This window comes from Thermanaerovibrio acidaminovorans DSM 6589 (assembly GCF_000024905.1).
In the GTDB taxonomy this organism is placed as follows: Bacteria; Synergistota; Synergistia; order Synergistales; family Synergistaceae; genus Thermanaerovibrio; species Thermanaerovibrio acidaminovorans.
In genome coordinates, this window is the sequence record NC_013522.1 from 158,935 (window position 1) to 176,350 (window position 17,416).

Annotated in this window: 12 protein-coding genes; 8 read left to right on the forward strand and 4 right to left on the reverse strand. The window is 65.7% G+C overall.

Annotation, left to right across the window (positions count from 1 at the left end):
• Positions 1–7 precede the first annotated feature (7 nt).
• The 3 genes from nuoF (at position 8) to TACI_RS00740 (ending at position 4,497) form a co-directional block, all read left to right on the forward strand.
• Complete coding sequence (nuoF, locus tag TACI_RS00730; RefSeq protein WP_012868905.1) at positions 8–1,798, forward strand: NADH-quinone oxidoreductase subunit NuoF; 1,791 nt, start codon at positions 8–10, stop codon at positions 1,796–1,798.
• 17 nt (positions 1,799–1,815) lie between these two features.
• Positions 1,816–3,573, forward strand: coding sequence for an NADH-dependent [FeFe] hydrogenase, group A6 (locus TACI_RS00735; protein ID WP_012868906.1), 1,758 nt, complete (start codon positions 1,816–1,818; stop codon positions 3,571–3,573).
• Positions 3,574–3,654: 81 nt separating this feature from the next.
• Positions 3,655–4,497: a formate/nitrite transporter family protein gene (locus TACI_RS00740; protein WP_012868907.1), complete on the forward strand. Its 843-nt coding sequence runs from the start codon at positions 3,655–3,657 to the stop codon at positions 4,495–4,497.
• A gap of 41 nt (positions 4,498–4,538) precedes the next feature.
• Here TACI_RS00740 and TACI_RS00745 read toward each other — a convergent pair whose 3' ends face one another.
• Positions 4,539–5,594: a class I fructose-bisphosphate aldolase gene (locus TACI_RS00745; RefSeq protein WP_012868908.1), complete on the reverse strand. Its 1,056-nt coding sequence runs from the start codon at positions 5,592–5,594 to the stop codon at positions 4,539–4,541.
• Between the two features lie 140 nt (positions 5,595–5,734).
• On the opposite strand from TACI_RS00745, the gene TACI_RS00750 reads away from it, so the two are divergent.
• Entirely contained in the window at positions 5,735–7,168 is a 1,434-nt protein-coding gene (locus TACI_RS00750; protein WP_242601121.1) for an NAD(P)/FAD-dependent oxidoreductase, read from the forward strand.
• Positions 7,169–7,213: 45 nt separating this feature from the next.
• On the opposite strand, the gene rsmG is transcribed toward TACI_RS00750, so the two are convergent.
• The gene (gene rsmG, locus TACI_RS00755; RefSeq protein ID WP_242601122.1) at positions 7,214–7,885 is read right to left on the reverse strand and encodes a 16S rRNA (guanine(527)-N(7))-methyltransferase RsmG; all 672 of its coding nucleotides are present in this window, start codon (positions 7,883–7,885) and stop codon (positions 7,214–7,216) included.
• A 118-nt stretch (positions 7,886–8,003) separates the two neighbouring features.
• Here rsmG and TACI_RS00760 point away from each other — a divergent pair, with 118 nt between their 5' ends.
• Genes TACI_RS00760 through TACI_RS00770 form a run of 3 tightly spaced genes read left to right on the forward strand, consistent with a single transcriptional unit; the run spans position 8,004 to position 12,883 of the window.
• Positions 8,004–8,849 (forward strand): metallophosphoesterase family protein, encoded by an 846-nt coding sequence (locus TACI_RS00760; protein WP_164925074.1) that lies wholly within the window; start codon positions 8,004–8,006, stop codon positions 8,847–8,849.
• A 30-nt stretch (positions 8,850–8,879) separates the two neighbouring features.
• Positions 8,880–10,118 carry an HDOD domain-containing protein gene (locus tag TACI_RS00765; protein ID WP_012868912.1) on the forward strand — a complete coding sequence of 413 codons (1,239 nt, stop codon included), beginning with the start codon at positions 8,880–8,882 and terminating at the stop codon, positions 10,116–10,118.
• An 11-nt stretch (positions 10,119–10,129) separates the two neighbouring features.
• Complete coding sequence (locus TACI_RS00770; RefSeq protein WP_012868913.1) at positions 10,130–12,883, forward strand: diguanylate cyclase; 2,754 nt, start codon at positions 10,130–10,132, stop codon at positions 12,881–12,883.
• On the opposite strand, the gene TACI_RS09370 is transcribed toward TACI_RS00770, so the two are convergent.
• Entirely contained in the window at positions 12,880–14,115 is a 1,236-nt protein-coding gene (locus TACI_RS09370; RefSeq protein ID WP_012868914.1) for an MFS transporter, read from the reverse strand. The two genes, TACI_RS00770 and TACI_RS09370, sit on opposite strands and share 4 nt — an antisense overlap.
• Positions 14,116–14,335: 220 nt before the next feature.
• Between TACI_RS09370 and TACI_RS00780 the strand changes: the two genes are divergently transcribed.
• Positions 14,336–16,171, forward strand: coding sequence for a molybdopterin-dependent oxidoreductase (locus tag TACI_RS00780; protein ID WP_423218560.1), 1,836 nt, complete (start codon positions 14,336–14,338; stop codon positions 16,169–16,171).
• Here TACI_RS00780 and TACI_RS00785 read toward each other — a convergent pair.
• Positions 16,168–17,358 (reverse strand): M20 family metallopeptidase, encoded by a 1,191-nt coding sequence (locus tag TACI_RS00785; RefSeq protein WP_416340832.1) that lies wholly within the window; start codon positions 17,356–17,358, stop codon positions 16,168–16,170. The genes TACI_RS00780 and TACI_RS00785 overlap by 4 nt on opposite strands.
• Positions 17,359–17,416: the final 58 nt, after the last annotated feature.

Genomic DNA, 17,416 nt, shown 5'->3' on the forward strand with positions numbered 1-17,416 from the left:
TGAAGTCATGGCTGTTAAGATGCACATCCTGGTGTGCGGCGGAACCGGCTGCATATCTTCCCAGAGCGACCGCCTGGCGGAGGCCCTGAAGGAGGCCCTGGCCAAGAGGGGGTTGGCGGAGGAGGTTAAGGTGGTCCTATCCGGGTGCTTTGGCTTCTGCGAGCAGGGGCCAATAGTCAAGGTGGCCCCGGATAACACCTTCTACGTCAAGGTGACCCCCGAGGATGCGGACGAGATAGTGGCGGAGCACATCCTGAAGGGCCGCAAGGTGACTCGGCTCCTCTACAAGGATCCCAAGACCGCCCACGAGGTGTCCGACTCCAAGCACATGGACTTCTACAAGAAGCAGATGCGGATCGCCCTGAGGAACTGCGGGTTCATAGATCCGGAGAACGTGAACGAGTATATAGCTCGGGACGGCTACGAGGCGCTGGGCAAGGTTCTCACCTCCATGAAGCCCCAGGACGTGATAGCGGAGGTCAAGAAGTCGGGGCTTCGGGGCCGGGGCGGCGGTGGGTTCCCCACGGGGCTTAAGTGGGAGATCGCCAGCCGTTTCAGCGCGGACCAGAAGTACGTGATCTGCAACGCCGACGAGGGTGACCCGGGGGCCTTCATGGATCGTTCGATTCTGGAGGGGGATCCCCACTCGGTCATCGAGGCCATGGCCATCTGCGGCTACGCCATCGGGGCCACCAAGGGGATGGTCTACATCCGGGCCGAGTATCCCCTGGCGGTTAAGCGTCTCCAGAAGGCCATAGAGGATGCCCGAGAGGTGGGGCTGCTGGGCAAGGACATCTTGGGCAGCGGCTTCGACTTCGACGTGGAGCTCCGCTACGGCGCGGGAGCCTTCGTGTGCGGTGAGGAGACCGCCCTGATTCAGTCCCTGGAGGGGAACCGGGGAGAGCCGGTCAGCAAGCCACCCTTCCCGGCGGAGAGGGGTTTCTACGGCAAGCCCTCCAACGTCAACAACGTGGAGACCTTCGCCTGCGTTCCCCCCATCATCCTTAAGGGGGCGGACTGGTTCGCCTCCATAGGGACCGAGAAGTCCAAGGGAACCAAGGTCTTCGCCCTGGCGGGCAAGGTCAACAACGTGGGCCTGGTGGAGGTCCCCATGGGCATAACCCTGAGGGAGGTCATCTACGACATCGGGGGCGGCATAAGGGACGGCCGCAAGTTCAAGGCGGTACAGACCGGTGGCCCCTCCGGCGGGTGTCTCACCGAGAAGCATCTGGACACCCCCATTGACTTTGACACCCTGCTCGAGGCGGGGTCCATGATGGGCTCCGGCGGCATGATCGTCATGGACGAGGACAACTGCATGGTGTCCGTGGCCAAGTTCTACCTGGAGTTCACCGTGGAGGAGTCCTGCGGCAAGTGTACCCCCTGCCGGGTGGGGAACCGGCGGATGCTGGAGATGCTGGACAAGATATGCCAGGGGAAGGCCACCCGGGATGACCTCAACAGGCTCAGGGAGCTGGCGCTGATAATCAAGGACACCTCCCTCTGCGGCCTTGGACAGACGGCGCCCAACCCGGTGCTTTCCACGCTGGACAACTTCTTCGACGAGTACCTGGCTCACGTGGAGGAGAAGCGTTGCCCCGCCGGTAAGTGCAAGGACCTGGTCCGCTATGTCATAGACCCGGAGAAGTGCAAGGGCTGCACCCTCTGCGCCAAGGTCTGCCCCGCGGACGCCATCTCCGGCAAGGTCCGGGAGCCCCATGTGATAGACCAGGACAAGTGCGTCAAGTGCGGCGCCTGCTACACCGCCTGCAAGTTCGGCGCCATCTCGCGTAGCTAGAGCACGGGAGGATAGCCATGATAAACCTGAACATAGACGGAAAGTACGTTAAGGTTCCGGAGGGGTCCACCATCCTCGAGGCGGCAAGGCAGCTGGGGATCGACATCCCCACCCTCTGTCACCTCAAGCTGGATGACAACGTGGGCATGGTTAACAAGAGCGCCTCCTGCCGGGTCTGCGTTGTGGAGGTTAAGGGCCGCCGCAACCTGGCCCCTGCCTGCGCCACCCCGGTGGCGGAGGGGATGGAGGTGAGGACCAACACCATCCGGGTCTTGAACGCCCGGAAGACCGTGTTGGAGCTCTTGCTCTCAGATCATCCCAAGGAGTGTCTCACCTGTGCCAAGAGCGGCAACTGTGAGCTCCAGGATCTGGCGGAGAGGTTCTGCATCCGGGAGGTACGCTACCAGGGAGTCCAGTCCACCTACAAGAAGGACCACTCCCCTGCCCTGGAGAGGGACATGGACAAGTGTGTCATGTGTCGTCGGTGCGAGACCATGTGCAACGAGGTCCAGACCGTTGGTGTGCTCTCCGGGGTAAACCGGGGTTTCAACGCGGTTGTAGCCCCCGCTTTTGAGAAACCCCTTGTCGACACGGTCTGCACCTTCTGCGGCCAGTGCGCCGCCGTGTGCCCCACCGGGGCCCTGGTGGAGAGGGACTATTCTTGGAGGGTCATAGAGGCTCTGGCGGATCCGGACAAGGTGGTGGTGGTCCAGACCGCCCCAGCCGTGAGGGCTGCCCTGGGGGAGGAGTTCGGCCTCGAGCCCGGTACTTTGGTGACCGGCAAGATGGTTTCCGCCTTGAGGCAGATGGGATTCGACTACGTGTTCGACACGGACTTTGCCGCGGACCTCACCATAATGGAGGAGGCGTCGGAGTTCCTGGACAGGTTGAATCGGTATCTTAAGGGTGACAAGGCCGTTAGGATGCCGATCCTTACCTCCTGCTGCCCCGCTTGGGTCAAGTTCTTCGAGCACCAGTTCCCGGAGCTGCTGGACGTGCCCTCCACCGCCAAGTCCCCCCAGCAGATGTTCGGCGCAGTGGCCAAGAACTTCTTCGCCAAGAAGCTGGGTATCCCCAGGGAGAAGATGGTGGTGGTGTCGGTGATGCCCTGCCTGGCCAAGAAGTACGAGGCTTCCAGGCCGGAGTTCGCCGTGGATGGGAACCCGGACGTGGACATATCCATCTCCACCCGGGAGCTTGCCCATCTGATCAAGCGCTGCAACATAGACTTCCTGTCCCTGCCAGACGAGGACTTCGATCGTCCGCTGGGCGAGTCGACCGGCGCGGGGGTGATCTTCGGCACCACCGGTGGGGTCATAGAGGCGGCGGTCCGCACGGCGGTGGAGTGGGCCACCGGCAAGCCGCTTGAAAAGGTGGACTTCACCGAGCTCCGGGGCATGCAGGGATGCCGGGAGGCCTGGGTGAACGTGGGGGACCTCAAGCTTCACATAGGCATAGCCCACGGTCTTGGCAACGCCAGGCGGCTTCTGGAGGCCGTCCGGGACGGCAAGGGGGAGATGTTCCATGCCATTGAGATCATGGCCTGTCCCGGCGGATGCGTTGGAGGCGGCGGCCAGCCTTACCACCACGGCAACTTCGAGATAGTGAAGAAGAGGGCCGAGGCCATATATCGGGAGGACCAGGGCAAGCCGATCCGGAAGTCCCACGAGAACCCGGAGATAGTGAAGCTCTACGAGGAGTTCCTGGGCAAGCCCCTGGGTGAGACGGCTCATCACCTGCTTCACACCCACTACTTCAAGCGGTCCGACGTCTAGTTAGGGATCCGGGAGATCCGGTAAGGGGGGGAGGGAGAACCCTCCCCCCCTTCGCGCGTAGGCTAGATTGGAGGGAGCCAAGTGGGATATAAGACACCGGCAGAGCTGGTGCAATCCTGTGCCAGGATGGCGGAGAAGAAAGGGGCCTGGGCTCCGGTTCAGATGCTGGTCCTGGGTTTCATGGCCGGGGCCTACATAGCGATGGCGGGTTTCCTGTACACGGTGGTAACTCAGGATGCGGCCCGGTACGTGGGAACCGGCATAGCCAAGCTATTGGGTGGGACGGTGTTCCCATTGGGGCTTATTTTGGTGGTGATAGCGGGCGGCGAGCTGTTCACCGGAAACTGTCTTATGCCCATGGGGATCCTGGTGGGATGTGTCCCCCTTGGGCGGGTGATAAAAAACTGGGCCTGGGTCTTCCTGTCCAACATGGCAGGGGCGGTGGCGGTGGCGTTCCTAGTCCACTGGTCCGGGTTGGCCGAGGGGGAGGTGGGGGCAAACGCCCTTAAGATCGCGGCGGTTAAGATGAGTTTGCCTTTCGGGCAGGCCATGGTGAGGGGTGTCCTCTGCAACTGGTTGGTGGCCCTGGCGGTATGGATGTCCATGGCGGCGGATGATGTGGCGGGAAAGATATCCGCCATATTCTTCCCCATAATGGGTTTCGTGGCATCCGGCTTTGAGCACAACGTGGCCAACATGTACTACATGGCGCTGGGGATCCTGGTTCGCCGCGAGGGATCCACGCTGACCGCGTCTAGCCTGCCGGCGGACAAGCTGTCCCACGTGAACCTGGCAGGCTACGTGGGCAACCTGTTGCCCGTCACGCTGGGCAATGTCCTTGGGGCCATACTGTTCGTGGTGGTTACCTACTTCGTGGTCTTCAAGGACCAAGTGGCCGGAGGAACCGAGGACCGGGGGGGCTGAATGCATGAGTGTCATCCCGCCTCCCCGGTTTTTGAACGGCTTCAGGCGGGCACGATCTCGTCGCAGAGGTACACGTCCTGCACCGCCTTGATCAGCTTAACCCCCTCCTCGAAGGGCTTCTGGAACGCCTTCCTGCCCAGGATTAGCCCCATTCCGCCGCCTCTCTTGTTGATCACCGCGGTGCGCACCGCGTCCTTCAGGTCGTTCTTCCCCGACGGGCCCCCGGAGTTGATCAGCCCCACCCGGCCCATGTAGCCGTTGGCCACCTGCCAGCGGACGTACTCTATGGGATGGTTGGGCACCAGCTCCTCGTAGACCCTGGGATGGGTCTTGCCGAACCCTATGGCCCTGAAGCCCCCGTTGTTCTCCGGCAGCTTCTGCTTGACGATGTCCGCCTCGATGGTGGCCCCCAGGTGGTCCGCCTGGCCGGTAAGGTCCGCCGAGAGGTGGTAGTCCACCTCCTTCTCGAACACCGGGTTCCTCAGGTAGCACCATAGGATGGTGGCCATCCCCAGCTGATGGGCCCTCCTGAAGGCCTTGGAGACCTCGATTATCTGCCTCCGGCACTCGGGGGATCCGAAGTAGACCGTGGCCCCTACCGCCACCGCCCCCATGTCCCAGGCCTGCTCCACCGTGGCGAAAAGGGTCTGGTCGTGGACGTTGGGGTACGACAGGAGCTCGTTGTGGTTTATCTTGAGAACGAAGGGGATCCGGTGGGCGTACCTCCGAGCCACCATCCCCAGCACGCCCAGGGTGCTGGCCACCGCGCTGCAGCCCCCCTCAATGGCCAGACGAACTATATTCTCCGGATCCATGTACATGGGGTTGGGGGCGAAGCTGGCGGCGGCGGAGTGCTCTATCCCCTGGTCCACCGGGAGGATCGACAGATAGCCGGTGTTGCCAAGCCTGCCGTGGGAGAAGAGCTGCTGAAGGGACCTCAAGACCTGGGGATTCCGATCCGACTGGGCGAAGACCCGGTCCACGAAGTCAGGACCCGGAAGGTGAAGGTCCTCCTTAGGGATACCCTTGCAGGTGTAATTCAGCAAGTCCTCCGCCTCGTCGCCCAGTATGTTCTCTATTTCGCTGACAGACAGCATGCGGCACAACCCCCCTCTTCACTTGAAGATCTTTACACCATTTTAATAGCAAGTCGCCGCTTTTCAAGCCCCCGGACCCTTGACACATACCCTGGTGGGGTATATAAGTTGGGTGTGATGGCAAGATTTCAATTTCGGAGGTGTTGACCTTGGATCGGACGGTGGAGGTTCTCATAGCGGGAGGCGGTCCTGGCGGGAGGGTGTCCTACATGGCCCTCTGGAACATGGGGGTCCGATCCATCGCCATGGTGGCGGACGAGCCCCCGACGGTGATCTGTAGCCTGCCCTATTCGGTGGGGCGTCGGCTGATCCCCAACGGCCCCTGCGCGGTGGCGGTTGACCTGGAGAACAGCCACCGGCTGCCGAAGGAGATAGCCCAGGACGTGATCTGGGGTTCCGTGAGGTCCGTGGATCACGCCTTGAGGACCGCCCGGGTGGAGACCCGGGATGGGGAGGTAACCGTCCGGTACCGTAAGCTGATCCTGGCCCAGGGGGCGGCCCCCTGGATCCCGGACGTGCCCGGCGTCCTGGCGGGGGAGGGTTCTTCGGGACCCACCGTGATGGTGGGGGACCGGCTACTCCCCAGGGACGCCTTGGCCCCCAACGTGAAGGTCCTCAGAGGCCTTCAGGACGCCAAGGACCTGGACCAGATGGCCAAGTCCGCCAAGAGGGCCGTGGTGGTCGGTAGCGGCGCCATCGGGCTCGAGGTGGCGGAGGCGTTGCACCAGCGGGGGCTGTCGGTCACCGTGGTGGAGGTGCTCCCCCATGCGGTGGCGGCCCTTGACGAGGACATGGCGGCGGTGCTGGAGAATAAGCTCCTCCAGAATGGAATTGACCTCAAGGTTGGCCTCACGGTATCGGAGGTCCTCCGGGATGGAATCCTCCTGTCTGATGGCTCCAAGCTGGAGGCGGAGCTTGTGGTCTTCGCCTCCGGGGTGCGGCCCCGGCTCGACCTGGCCCGCTCCCTGGGGCTGAAGGTGGACCGTGGGGTGGTGGTGGATGGCCGGATGATGACCTCCCTGGAGGACGTGTACGCGGTGGGGGACATGGCCCAGCTAACCGATGCCGCCACCGGTCTGCCCCTCCTCCCCCTCATCGGCACCCTGGCCATGAGACAGGCCATGGTGGCCGCCATGAACGTGGCGGGCATGCCCGCCCAGCTACCGCCGGTCACCACCTGGGGGGTGAGCCAGGTCTTCGATCTCCACTGGGGCTCCGTGGGCTGGACCGTGGAGGCCGCCCGTAGGTGCGGCGTGGAGGCGGTGGGGGTCCGGATCCCGGTCCGCTCCCGGGATCCCTTCATGGAGGGCCGGGACGGGGCTTGGAAGATCACCGTGGCCATGGGGGGCCCTGGGGTGACCCCAGGGCAGATCATAGGCTTCCAGGTGCTCACCGAGGGGGACAACCCGGTCCACCTGGCGGAGCGGTTCATCGACGTGGTGGCCTCCAGGTCCACCGTTCAGGACCTGTTCGCCCGCTACTTCATCCACTCCCCGTCCCACAACTCGGTGGACGATCCCTACCTGGGACTCATGATGGAGGCCCGGCGCCTTATGGAGCAACCCAGGGGCTGACGAAACGGAAGGGGGGCCAAGGGCCCCCCTTCAACTTATTACCGGTTACCGGTACCAGGGCCTCTTCTCCGCCATGCCGGGTCTCCGGGGGTACCTGTCGGGACACGGGGAGATCTTGCGCCATATCACCAGCTTCCTGTGTCGGTCCCCCAGGTCGTAGTCCAACACCTCCGGGTCCGACAGGCCCAGCTCACCCCACCGGCCCTCCCCGGGGGCCAGCTCCTCCTCGCATCTGGGTCCCTTCATGGCCCACACCATTCCCCCCACCGCCACCAGGGGGGACAGGAGCTCCGCCAGAACCGGCGCCTCGCTCAGCGCCCTGGCGCAGGCCACGTCGTATACCTCGCGGTTAAGTCTTGCGAACTCCTCGGACCTGGAGCAGACCACCTGGACCCGGTGGGGTTCCAGCCCCATCATCCGGGCCATCTCCTCCACGGCGGCGCACTTCTTGCCCACGCTGTCCAGGAGTGTTACCCCCACGTCGGACCTGCACAGGGCCCACACCATTCCCGGGAGCCCACCGCCGGTCCCCACGTCGATAACCCTGGCCCCCCGGGGCAACAGGGACACCAGGGCCCCGCAGTCCACTATGTGCTGCTCCCATAGGTCCTCCTCGCCTGCGGTCCCCGTGAGACGGACCTTGGAGTTCCCCGAGGCCAGCAACGCCCCGTAGCGCCTCAAGTTGCCCTCGTTCTCCTTCACAAGGTGAAACGACATCGCCAGGTCCAAGTCCAACACATATACCTCCCCTAGTTCCGCCTGAGACAAACATTATAATCCACCGTTGGCACCCCGGGCGGGGGGTTGTAAAATAAAACAAATTTTACCGCAGGGGGTGTCCCGCTTGACTCCGCTTTCAAGGCCCTTCAGGGGCCTGGCATGGTTCCCGCTCCTTCTCCTCCTTCTCCTCCTTATCCCCCAGGGGGCCAATGGGGCGGTCAGGGGGCTTAACCACATCAACCTGGACTCCATCCTGTCCACCCCGGTGGAGGGGGAGCTCAGGTTCCTGGTGGTGGGGGACACCAGGGGGCCCGGCAGCCGTTTCCGGTTCCTGGTGCCCCAGATGAGGGAGGACCAGGGGCTCTTCGTGATCCACCTGGGGGACCTGACCAACCGGGGCACCCAGGGGGAGTACCGGGAGGCGCTGGAGCTCCTCCGGTCCATCCGCAAGCCCTTCCTGGTGGTGATTGGCAACCATGAGCTGGTGGACCGGGGGCGGGGGCGCTTCGAGGACATCTTCGGGTCCTGGCGGGACCGGGCCTTCGTTCTGGGGGGTGCCCTCCTGGTCCTGCTGGACAACGCGGATGGAAGGCCCCTGTCGGAGGAGCGCCTTCGGTGGCTGGACCGGGAGCTGGCTTCCCACCCGGGGCCCAAGATGGTTTTCATGCACCAGCCCCTCTTCGATCCCAGGCCAGGCAAGAGCCACGCCATGGATGAGCGGGGGGCCAGGGAGATGTTGGAGGTCCTGAAGCGCCACCGGGTGGACCGGGTCTTCGCCAGCCACGTGCACGCCTTCTTCCAGGGGGACTGGGATGGGGTCCCCTACACCATCTCCGGCGGCGGGGGGGCTAGCCTCTACAGCCGGGACCCGGAGAGCGGCTTCCACCACTACCACCGGGTTACGGTGGGCCCGGGGGGCGTTAGGGTCGAGACCGTGCCCCTTGGGGGGTACGTCAGGTGAAACGTCGGGATTCCCGGGGGTGATCGGGCGGTGGGACTGGTCTCCATCGAGAACGTAAGGCCCGGCATGGTGCTGGCCTCGGAGCTAAGGGCCCCGGACGGCAGGGTCATGTTGGGCAAGGGGGTCACCATAGAGGATCGGCACATACGGATGCTTCGCCTGTGGGGGATCCCCGTCGCAGACGTGGAGGGCTACGAGGACCGGGCCATTGCCGAGGAGGAAGGGGTCAGGGAAGAGGCTTTGAGGAAGGCCAGGGCCCTGGTCTCCCGATGGATGAATCCCGGAACGGCCTTTGAGGAGGAGATCTTTGCCCAGGCGGTTAGGGAGGTGGGGCAGCGGATCGCCAAGGAGGGATCGGTCCCATCCGCCTGGATACCCTATCCCCCCGCGGAGGTGCCAAAGGTGACCCTGGGTGACATGGGGGTGGGTGTGCCCGCCATGCGGCACCTGGTGAGACAGCACGTGCGGCTGTCTTCCTTCCCCGCCATATACTTCAAGCTCCGGGAGGTGATCGAGTCCCCGGTGAGCTCCGCCTCCAAGATAGCCGAGGTGGTGAGCAAGGACCCGGCCCTCACGGTGCGGTTGCTGCGGCTGGTGAACAGCTCCTACTACGGCTTCCCCAAGAGGATCGACTCCATCCAGCGGGCGGTGGCCATAGTGGGAACCAATCAGCTCACCGCCCTGGCCATGGCGGTGAGCGCCGTTGGGGCCTTCAAGGGGATCCCATCCTCCAGGATCGACGTGGAGTCCTTCTGGGAGCACTCCATATCCTGTGCGGTGATCTGCCGGGTCATAGCCTTCACGTTGAGGATGCCCAACGAGGAGCAGTTCTTCCTCTCCGGGCTGCTTCACGATGTGGGGCGCCTGGTGCTCTTCGCCAAGGTGCCCTGGGTCATGAAGTCCCTGATGGACCTGGCGCTGTACGAGGGTGTCCCCATGCACCGGGTGGAGGAGCGGCACCTGGGGTTCCACCACGGCTCTATGGGGGAGGCGCTACTCAAGGAGTGGAACATACCGGACTTCATCCGGACCATGGTGGGTGGACACCACTCCCCGGACGAGTCGGACCTTCCCAGGGAGTCAGCGGTGGTGCATCTGGCGGACGCCATGGCCCTGGCCCTCCGGTGGGGCAACTCCGGATCCCACCTGGTGCCCACCCTGTCCCAGCGGGGGCTGGACATGCTGGAGATCCCGCCGGAGGCGCTACCCGCCATGGTCTCCCAGGCCAGGCGTCAGATAGCGGAGATCCGCAGGATCTTCCTGATCTAAGGAGGAGCGGGATGAACACCTCGAGGTTGTCGGAGCTGGAGCGCCGCTTCCGGATGCTGGAGGCGGAGAGGGAGAGGATAAACCGGATCCTGGCGGTGGCGGTCGGGCTGGTGCCCTCCGCGGTGGAGGAGGATGGGCACCTGGACCGGATCCTGGTGAGGGCCGCCGACCGGGCCAGGTCGCTGATAAAGATAGGGGCTTGGACCTGCCTGCTCTTCTCCGAGGACGGCATGGACCTATCCCGGGTGGCTGGGCAGGAGGGGGAGGTGGACTTCGACGCCGCCCTGGCGGAGATGTCCTCCGACGGCACCCTGGCCTGGGCGCTCACCCACCCGAACCCCATGTTCATGTCCCTCCCCCAGGGTAGCTTCCTGGTCTCCGCCCTGAGCACCCCGTCGAAGATCCTGGGGGTCTTCATGGCATCCCTGGAGGAGAGGCCCGAGGAGATCCCGGAGATAGGGGTTGCCTTCTTCCGGACCCTGATGTCCTACACCGCCATATCCATAGAGAACCAGATGCGGCTCGAGGAGGTCCGGTCCCTCAACGGGCAGCTGAAGGAGAACGTGGAGAGGTTGGAGGAGACCAAGAGGGCCCTGGAGGAGGCCAACCGCCTCAAGGACGCCTTCCTGGCCCACATAGGGCACGAGATCCGAAACCCCCTGGGGGGGATGATGGGGCTCCTCAGGACCACCCTGGGGGCGGAGCTGCCCCCGCCGGTGGCCCACCGGATGGAGGTGCTGCTTCGGGAGTGCGAGACGTTGAACAGCCTCCTGGACGACCTGCTGGACTACTCCAAGCTGGAGGCGGGGCGGCTCGACATCACCGCCATCCCCTTCTCCCCCCAGGCGCTTTTGGAGGAGCTGGCCAGCACCTTCTCGGTCCGGGCCCAGGACCGGGGGCTGGAGTTCCGGTTCTTCACCGACGCCCTGCCGGACCGGATCATGGGGGATCCCAGGCGGCTCCGTCAGATCCTGGTGAACCTGCTGTCCAACTCCCTTAAGTTCACCCGCAAGGGGCACGTGTCCCTCTCCGGCTGGGGAGGGGAGGGCAGGGTCTACTTCGCGGTGGAGGACAGCGGCCTGGGCATGGGGGACCAGGAGATGGGGCGCCTCTTCGTGCCCTTCTCGGGGAGCTCCTCCGGCGCCGGGCTGGGGCTGTACCTGTCCAAGGAGCTGGCCAACCGGATGGGGGGGGACATAACGGTCCGTTCCAGGCCCGGGTACGGGACGGTCTTCACCCTTGACCTGCCGGTCCGCCAGGAGGAGGGGACCGGGTGCCCCCTGGACGGGCTAAGGGCCCTGGTGCTGGACGACAACAACACCAGCCTCTCCGCCGCCTGCGGGGTGCTCAGGGAGTGTGGGGTTCAGGCGGTGGGGGCCCAGTCCGTCCAGGAGGCCCTGGAGGAGGCGGAGGATGGTAAGTTCGACTTCGTGCTGATGGACCTTAACCTCCCCGGTGGGGATGGGCTCTCGGCCATGCACCGGCTTCATGAGGCCCTGGGGTGTCGGGTGGTGGGCCTCACCGCCGGGGTATCCCCCGACGTGGAGGAGGCGTTCCTCCGGGAGGGGATGCTCAAGGTCTTGAGGAAGCCCCTGGACGTGATGGAGCTGGCCTGGGCGCTGAAGCATCGGGAGGCGCCCCAGCGGAACCTGCAGACGGACCTGCTGGAGACCTTCCGGGCGGACATGGCCCGCCTGGAGGACGTGATGCTCAAGGCCTTCCGGGAGGGGGATCAGGACCTGTTCCTCAAGTCCCTTCACGAGTTCAAGGGGGCGGCTCTCTCCTTCGGCCAGTGGCGCGGATCCGGCGGGGCCTCCTTTAGGGTCCCCATGGGGGTCGGCGGCCGCTTCGGCGGTGTGGAGTTCCCCCAGGGCATGAGGCTGCTGGTAGCGGACGACAACCCATCCACCCGGGAGGGGATCCTGCGGATCTTCTCCAACCGGGGCATAAGGGTGCTCACCGCCTCCACCGGGGAGGAGGCCCTGGAGGTGCTCCTAAAGGGTGAGGTGGATGTGGCCCTCGTGGACTACATGATGCCCCACATCGGCGGGGTGGAGGTCATAAGGCGCCTTCGGGAGGAGGAGCAGTGCAGCGAGAGGTACACGTACGTGATCATGATCACCGTTAAGGACACCAAGGAGGACCTGGTGCTCGCCATGGCCTCCGGGGCGGACGACTACGTGGTGAAGCCCTTCGATCCCGATGACCTGACCCTTCGGGTCCTCTCGGGCACCCGGGTGATGGAGGTGCAGCGGAAGCTGAGGTTCATGGCCCGGCACGACCAGCTGACCGGGCTGCTCAACCGCCGGGCGGTGATAGAGATGGAGGAGCGGGAGATGGCCCGGTCCGTCCGGGAGGGGGGCAGCCTGTCGGTGGCCATGATGGACATAGACCGGTTCAAGGCCATAAACGACACCTACGGGCACCTGGCGGGGGACCAGGTCCTCCGGGAGGTGGCCCGCCGGGTCGGCTCAAAGCTTAGGGTCTACGACGTGGTGGGCCGCTACGGGGGGGAGGAGTTCCTCCTGATCCTGCCCGGTGCCTCCCTGGGGGACGCCAAGCGGCTCTGCGAGAGGATGAGGAGCGCCATAGGATCCGAGCCGGTGCTGTACGACGGGCTCCAGATACCGGTCACCGCCAGCTTCGGCGTGGCGGAGTTCGTGCCGCAGCTGACGGTGGACCAGCTCAACAACCTGGCGGACCAGGCGCTCTACCTGGCCAAGGCGTCCGGGAGGGACGCGGTGAGGGCCCTGGGGGCCGATTAGCTCCGTTTGAAGGACCTGACGGTGAGGATCGGCAGGGTGCAGGCCAGGAGGAAGAGGGCCATGATGCCGTAGGCCTTGAGGAACGCCCCGTGGCTCTGCCCCCCGAAGGCCTCGATCATGAGCCCCGAGCCCCACTGGCAGAGGATCACCAGGGCGAAGACCATCATGTTGGCCGCCCCCAGGAGGGCCCCGATCCTCTCCCGGTCCACCAGGTCGTTTATGGCGGAGTTGGCGGCCACCACCGCCCCGCCGGTGGTGATCCCCATGAGGGCCCCGGCCCATCCGGAGGCCCAGATGGGGGCCCGCAGGGCCATCAGGGCCAGGAAGAGCCCCCAGGAGGCCGCCACGGACCCGCCTATGGCGGCGAAGGAGGATCGCCGGCCCCGGGCCATGGAGGCCAACGGCCCCCCAAGGAGGGTGCCCGCCATCATCCCTATGCCTATCATGGTGGCCCAGTTCCTGGCGGCGGAGGGGCCGCACCGGTATGCCTCCTCGAACCACGCCACCCCCCATAGGCCCTGGAGGGAGAGCTGCACCCCCACCGCGGAGGCCCAGAGCAGCGCCGCCACCTTTATTCCCCGGTGCCCGGAGACCAGGATCCTCATCCCCTCCTTGAGCCCCTTAAGCATGGGCCCCTTGCCCCCGGAGGAGGTCACCGGATCGTGCCCCTTGAGGACCCAGAGGACCAGGGCGATCCCGGCGCTCACGATCCCCAGGAGGAGGAAGGTGTTGAACCGGCCCATGGAGTCCAGCGCAAGCCCCAGGGGCACCACGGAGACCACCGCCCCCAGGTTGCCCAGGGCGATGGTGAGCCCCGTCAGCATGGGGTACCTCTCCTTGGGGAACCCGTGGGCCTGGTGCACCAGGACCCCGGAGAAGATGGGGCCAAGCCCCAGGCCGGTGAGCATCCGGGCCACCCCAAGGCTTGCGGGACTGTCCGCGAAGGAGAACATGAAGGTGCCCACCGCGCAGATGAGCATCCCCAAGGCGCCGATCCTCATGGGGCCGTACCGGTCGTTTAGGGAGCCGCAAAGGGGCTGCACCCCCCCGTAGGCGTAGAAGAAAAGGCTCGATATGAAGCCCGTAACCCCTGCGGTCATCCCCATCTCCCTGGCCAGCCGGGGCAGGAGCACCGCCGGGGATACCCTGAAGAAGTTGGACATGAAGTAGGCGGCCACCAGCACCACGTAGAGCACCACCGGCCAGCCGCCCCGGTCCTTCCGCTCAGTCAATCGCCATCATCCCTCTCCTCTCCCCAGCGGGGAGTTTCTTGAGTTCCGGAGAAGATTCTATAGCCCCCCACGTCCCAGGTCCAGGCTTCTTCCCCGCTGAACCCTTGGTCCTGCGATGGGTCACCTTAAAGGGCGGAGCCGGCGATGGTTTGATCCGCCGCTGGAGGGTGTTAACATGGATCGCAGAGAGGGGCACATCCTCCATCCAGCCCCTAGGGAGGTGTCAACGTTGAAGATCCTTTCCGCCTGCGCCTTCGATTGTCCCGACGCCTGCGGTTTCGAGGCCCAGTGGGGTTCCAGCCAGGTCAGGGGCAGGGATGACCACCCCTACACCCGGGGGTTCGTGTGCAGGAAGCTGACGAAGCTACTGGATGCCCTGGAGGGCCCCAGGCCCACCCAGCCCATGCTCCGGGAGGGAGGGGTTTTGAACCCCATCTCCTGGGATCGGGCCCTGTCCATCCTGGCGGGGCGCATCGAATCGGCGGTGAAGCGGGATCCCCGGCGGATCCTGTGGGGGACCGGGTCCGGCAACCTGCTTATGACCAACTGTCTGCTGGACCTCTTCTCCCAGCGCCTCGGGGGCTTCACCGGCCTTGCGGGGTCCCTTTGCGGCGGCGAGGGGGGACACGGCCTGTCCCTCTCCTACCCGGTCAGGCGGCACGTGCCCCCCGAGGAGGTGCTGGAGAGCCGCCGGATCCTCCTCTGGGGCCGCAACGTGGCGGAGACCAACGTCCACTTTGTTCCCCTCATAGCCCGGGCCAGGGCCATGGGGGCCAAGGTGGGATACCTGGACGTGAGGCCCACCAGGACTCATGGGCTGGCGGACGTGGCGTGGACATTGAGGCCCGGCTCGGACCTGGCCCTGGGGGCCTTCCTGTGCGGGGAGGTCTTGAGGGGCGGGGGAGGTCCCGTGGGGGAGTTCCGGGGTCTGGAGGAGTTCGAGGGGTCCATCCGGTGGGCCACCCGGCAGGAGGTCGGCCGTCTCACCGGTCTTTCGTCCCAAGAACTGGACGAGATCCTCCAGTTCGTCACCTCCGACGGGCCCCTCAGCCTCTGGGCCGGCTGGGCCATGCAGCGCCGCCAGGGGGGGGACTTGCTCATGCGGGTCTTGGATTCGCTGGTCTTCCTCCTGGGCTCCCAGGGGGTTCCCGGAGGAGGGATGGTGTTCAGCGCCGACGACGGGGCCCCTTTCCCCCCGGGCTTCGCCGAAGGCTGCTTCTCCCGCCTGGCGCCGCGGCCCGTCGTGGGGCCCTGGCTAAAGGGGGCCCAGGATCCGCCGGTTGAGCTGGTGATCTTCTCCCGCTGCAACCCGGTTACCCAGACCCAGGGGGTGGAGGACCTGTTGGAGCTGATGGACCGGGAAGACCCCTTCTTCGTATGCCTGGACTGGCGGCTCTCCGCCACCGCATCGAGGTCCCACCTCTTCATCCCCGTGGCCCCCTTCCCGGAGCAACCGGATGGGCTGGTGTTCAGCTACTGGCACGATCTGCTCCAGGTCACCCGGCCCGTCAGGAGGTCCCCATGCCCATCCGAGGCGGATCTGCTGGATTCCATCCTCCGGATGCTGGGCTTTGACCCCTGCGTCCGGGGCTCCTTCGAGCCCTTCGTCAGGCAAGTGCTCTCCAACCCGGGGCTGGTCCCCGTGGCGGAGGGCATATGGCGCTTCCCCCACCCGGACAGGAACCGGGGAGCCTTCTCCTTCCCTCTGGTCCCCCCAGTCGGCCCAGCCGGGGATAGTCTCACACTGGTGACACCCCACCGGTTCGACGCGGTGAACGGCGGCGGCTGCGAGTCCTGGGCGGAGGGGGATGGGCTGGTCTTCCGCCTGTCTCCCCGGGAGGCCTCGAGGCTGGGCCTACGGGACCGGCAGCGGGTGGCGGTCCGCTCCCCCTGGGGGGAGGTGCGGGGGGTGCTTAGGGTGGAGGAGGGGGTGGCCCCCGGAACCTGCTGGACCCACTCGGGGCAGCGGGGGGTCAACCTCCTCGTGGGGCCCCAGCTGACGGACCGCTGGAACTGCTGCCTGAGCCAGGTGGAGGTGGAGCTGAGGCCCCTCTAGCCGTGGGTGGTGGGGGATTCGAAGGCCCGGCGGATCCGCTCCCGGAGCTGGGGGTTGAAGATCACATCAAGGCCCATCCAGGCCAGGGCCTTTGCCCCCTGGATCAGGGCCCGGTGTCCCCCCTCCGACTTGGTGGCCAGGGCGAACTCCCGGGAGTGGAGGGGGATCTCCCGGTCGGATATGGACAGCTCCGGCTGAAGGGCCGGGCACCGGCGGCTCACGTTGCCCACGTCGCTGGATCCGCTGGGGCCCGGGCCCTTCCGGAGGCGGAAGCCCAGCTCCGTCAGGATCCGCTCCATGGCCTCCTCCGCCGGGGGGTTAGGCCTCATGTGATCGAAGCTGGCCTCGTTGTAGCGGTAGGAAACCTCCGTCTCGGTGGCGGCGGCGCAACCGTGGGCTATGGCCTTCACCCGCTCCACCAGCTGGTCCAGCTCCTCCCGGGTGGGGGCCCGGAAGTACCAGTGGGCCCGGGCCTCGTGGGGAACGATGTTGGGGGCCGCGCCCCCGTGGGTGATGATCCCGTGCATCCTGACGTGGGGTCTTACGTGCTGCCTCAGCATGTCCAGGGCGTGGAAGAGCAGGATAACCCCGTTCAACCCGTTCCGCCCCTCCCAGGGGGCCGCCGCCGCGTGGGCGGTGCGTCCCGAGAAGGTGAACTCCAGGGAGTCAATGGCCATTGATCTGTAGTCCACGTAGCTCCCGCCGGAGCAGCAGTGGAACATGAGCGCCAGGTCCATCTCGTCGAAGAGCCCCGCCCGGGCCATCTCCACCTTTGAGCCATTGGTCTCCTCCGCCGGAGTGCCGAACACGTGGATCGTGGCGTCCTCCTCCCTCAGGGCCTCCTTGAGCGCCAGGGCGGCGAAGACCGAGGCGGTGCCGTGCAGGTTGTGGCCGCACCCGTGGCCTATCTCCGGCAGGGCGTCCATCTCCGCCAGGAGTGCCACGTTGACCGGCCCCCTCCCCCAGGTGGCGTGAAAGGCGGTGGGGAGGTCCAGTATCCCCGTCTTCACCCGGAAGCCCCCCTCCCGGAGCGCCCGGGCGAACTCGCCGGAGGTCCGCACCTCCTCCCCCCCCAGCTCCGGATGGTCGCATATCCGGTCCGACATGCGGACCGCCTCCTCCCGGTTTCGATCCAGGAAGTCCAAGACCCTGGCCAGCAACTGGTCGTGATGGTTCAATTCGATCACCCCCATGCCAGTCTACACCAATGATACCCGTTGCGTCGGACCTGTCACACCCGAACAT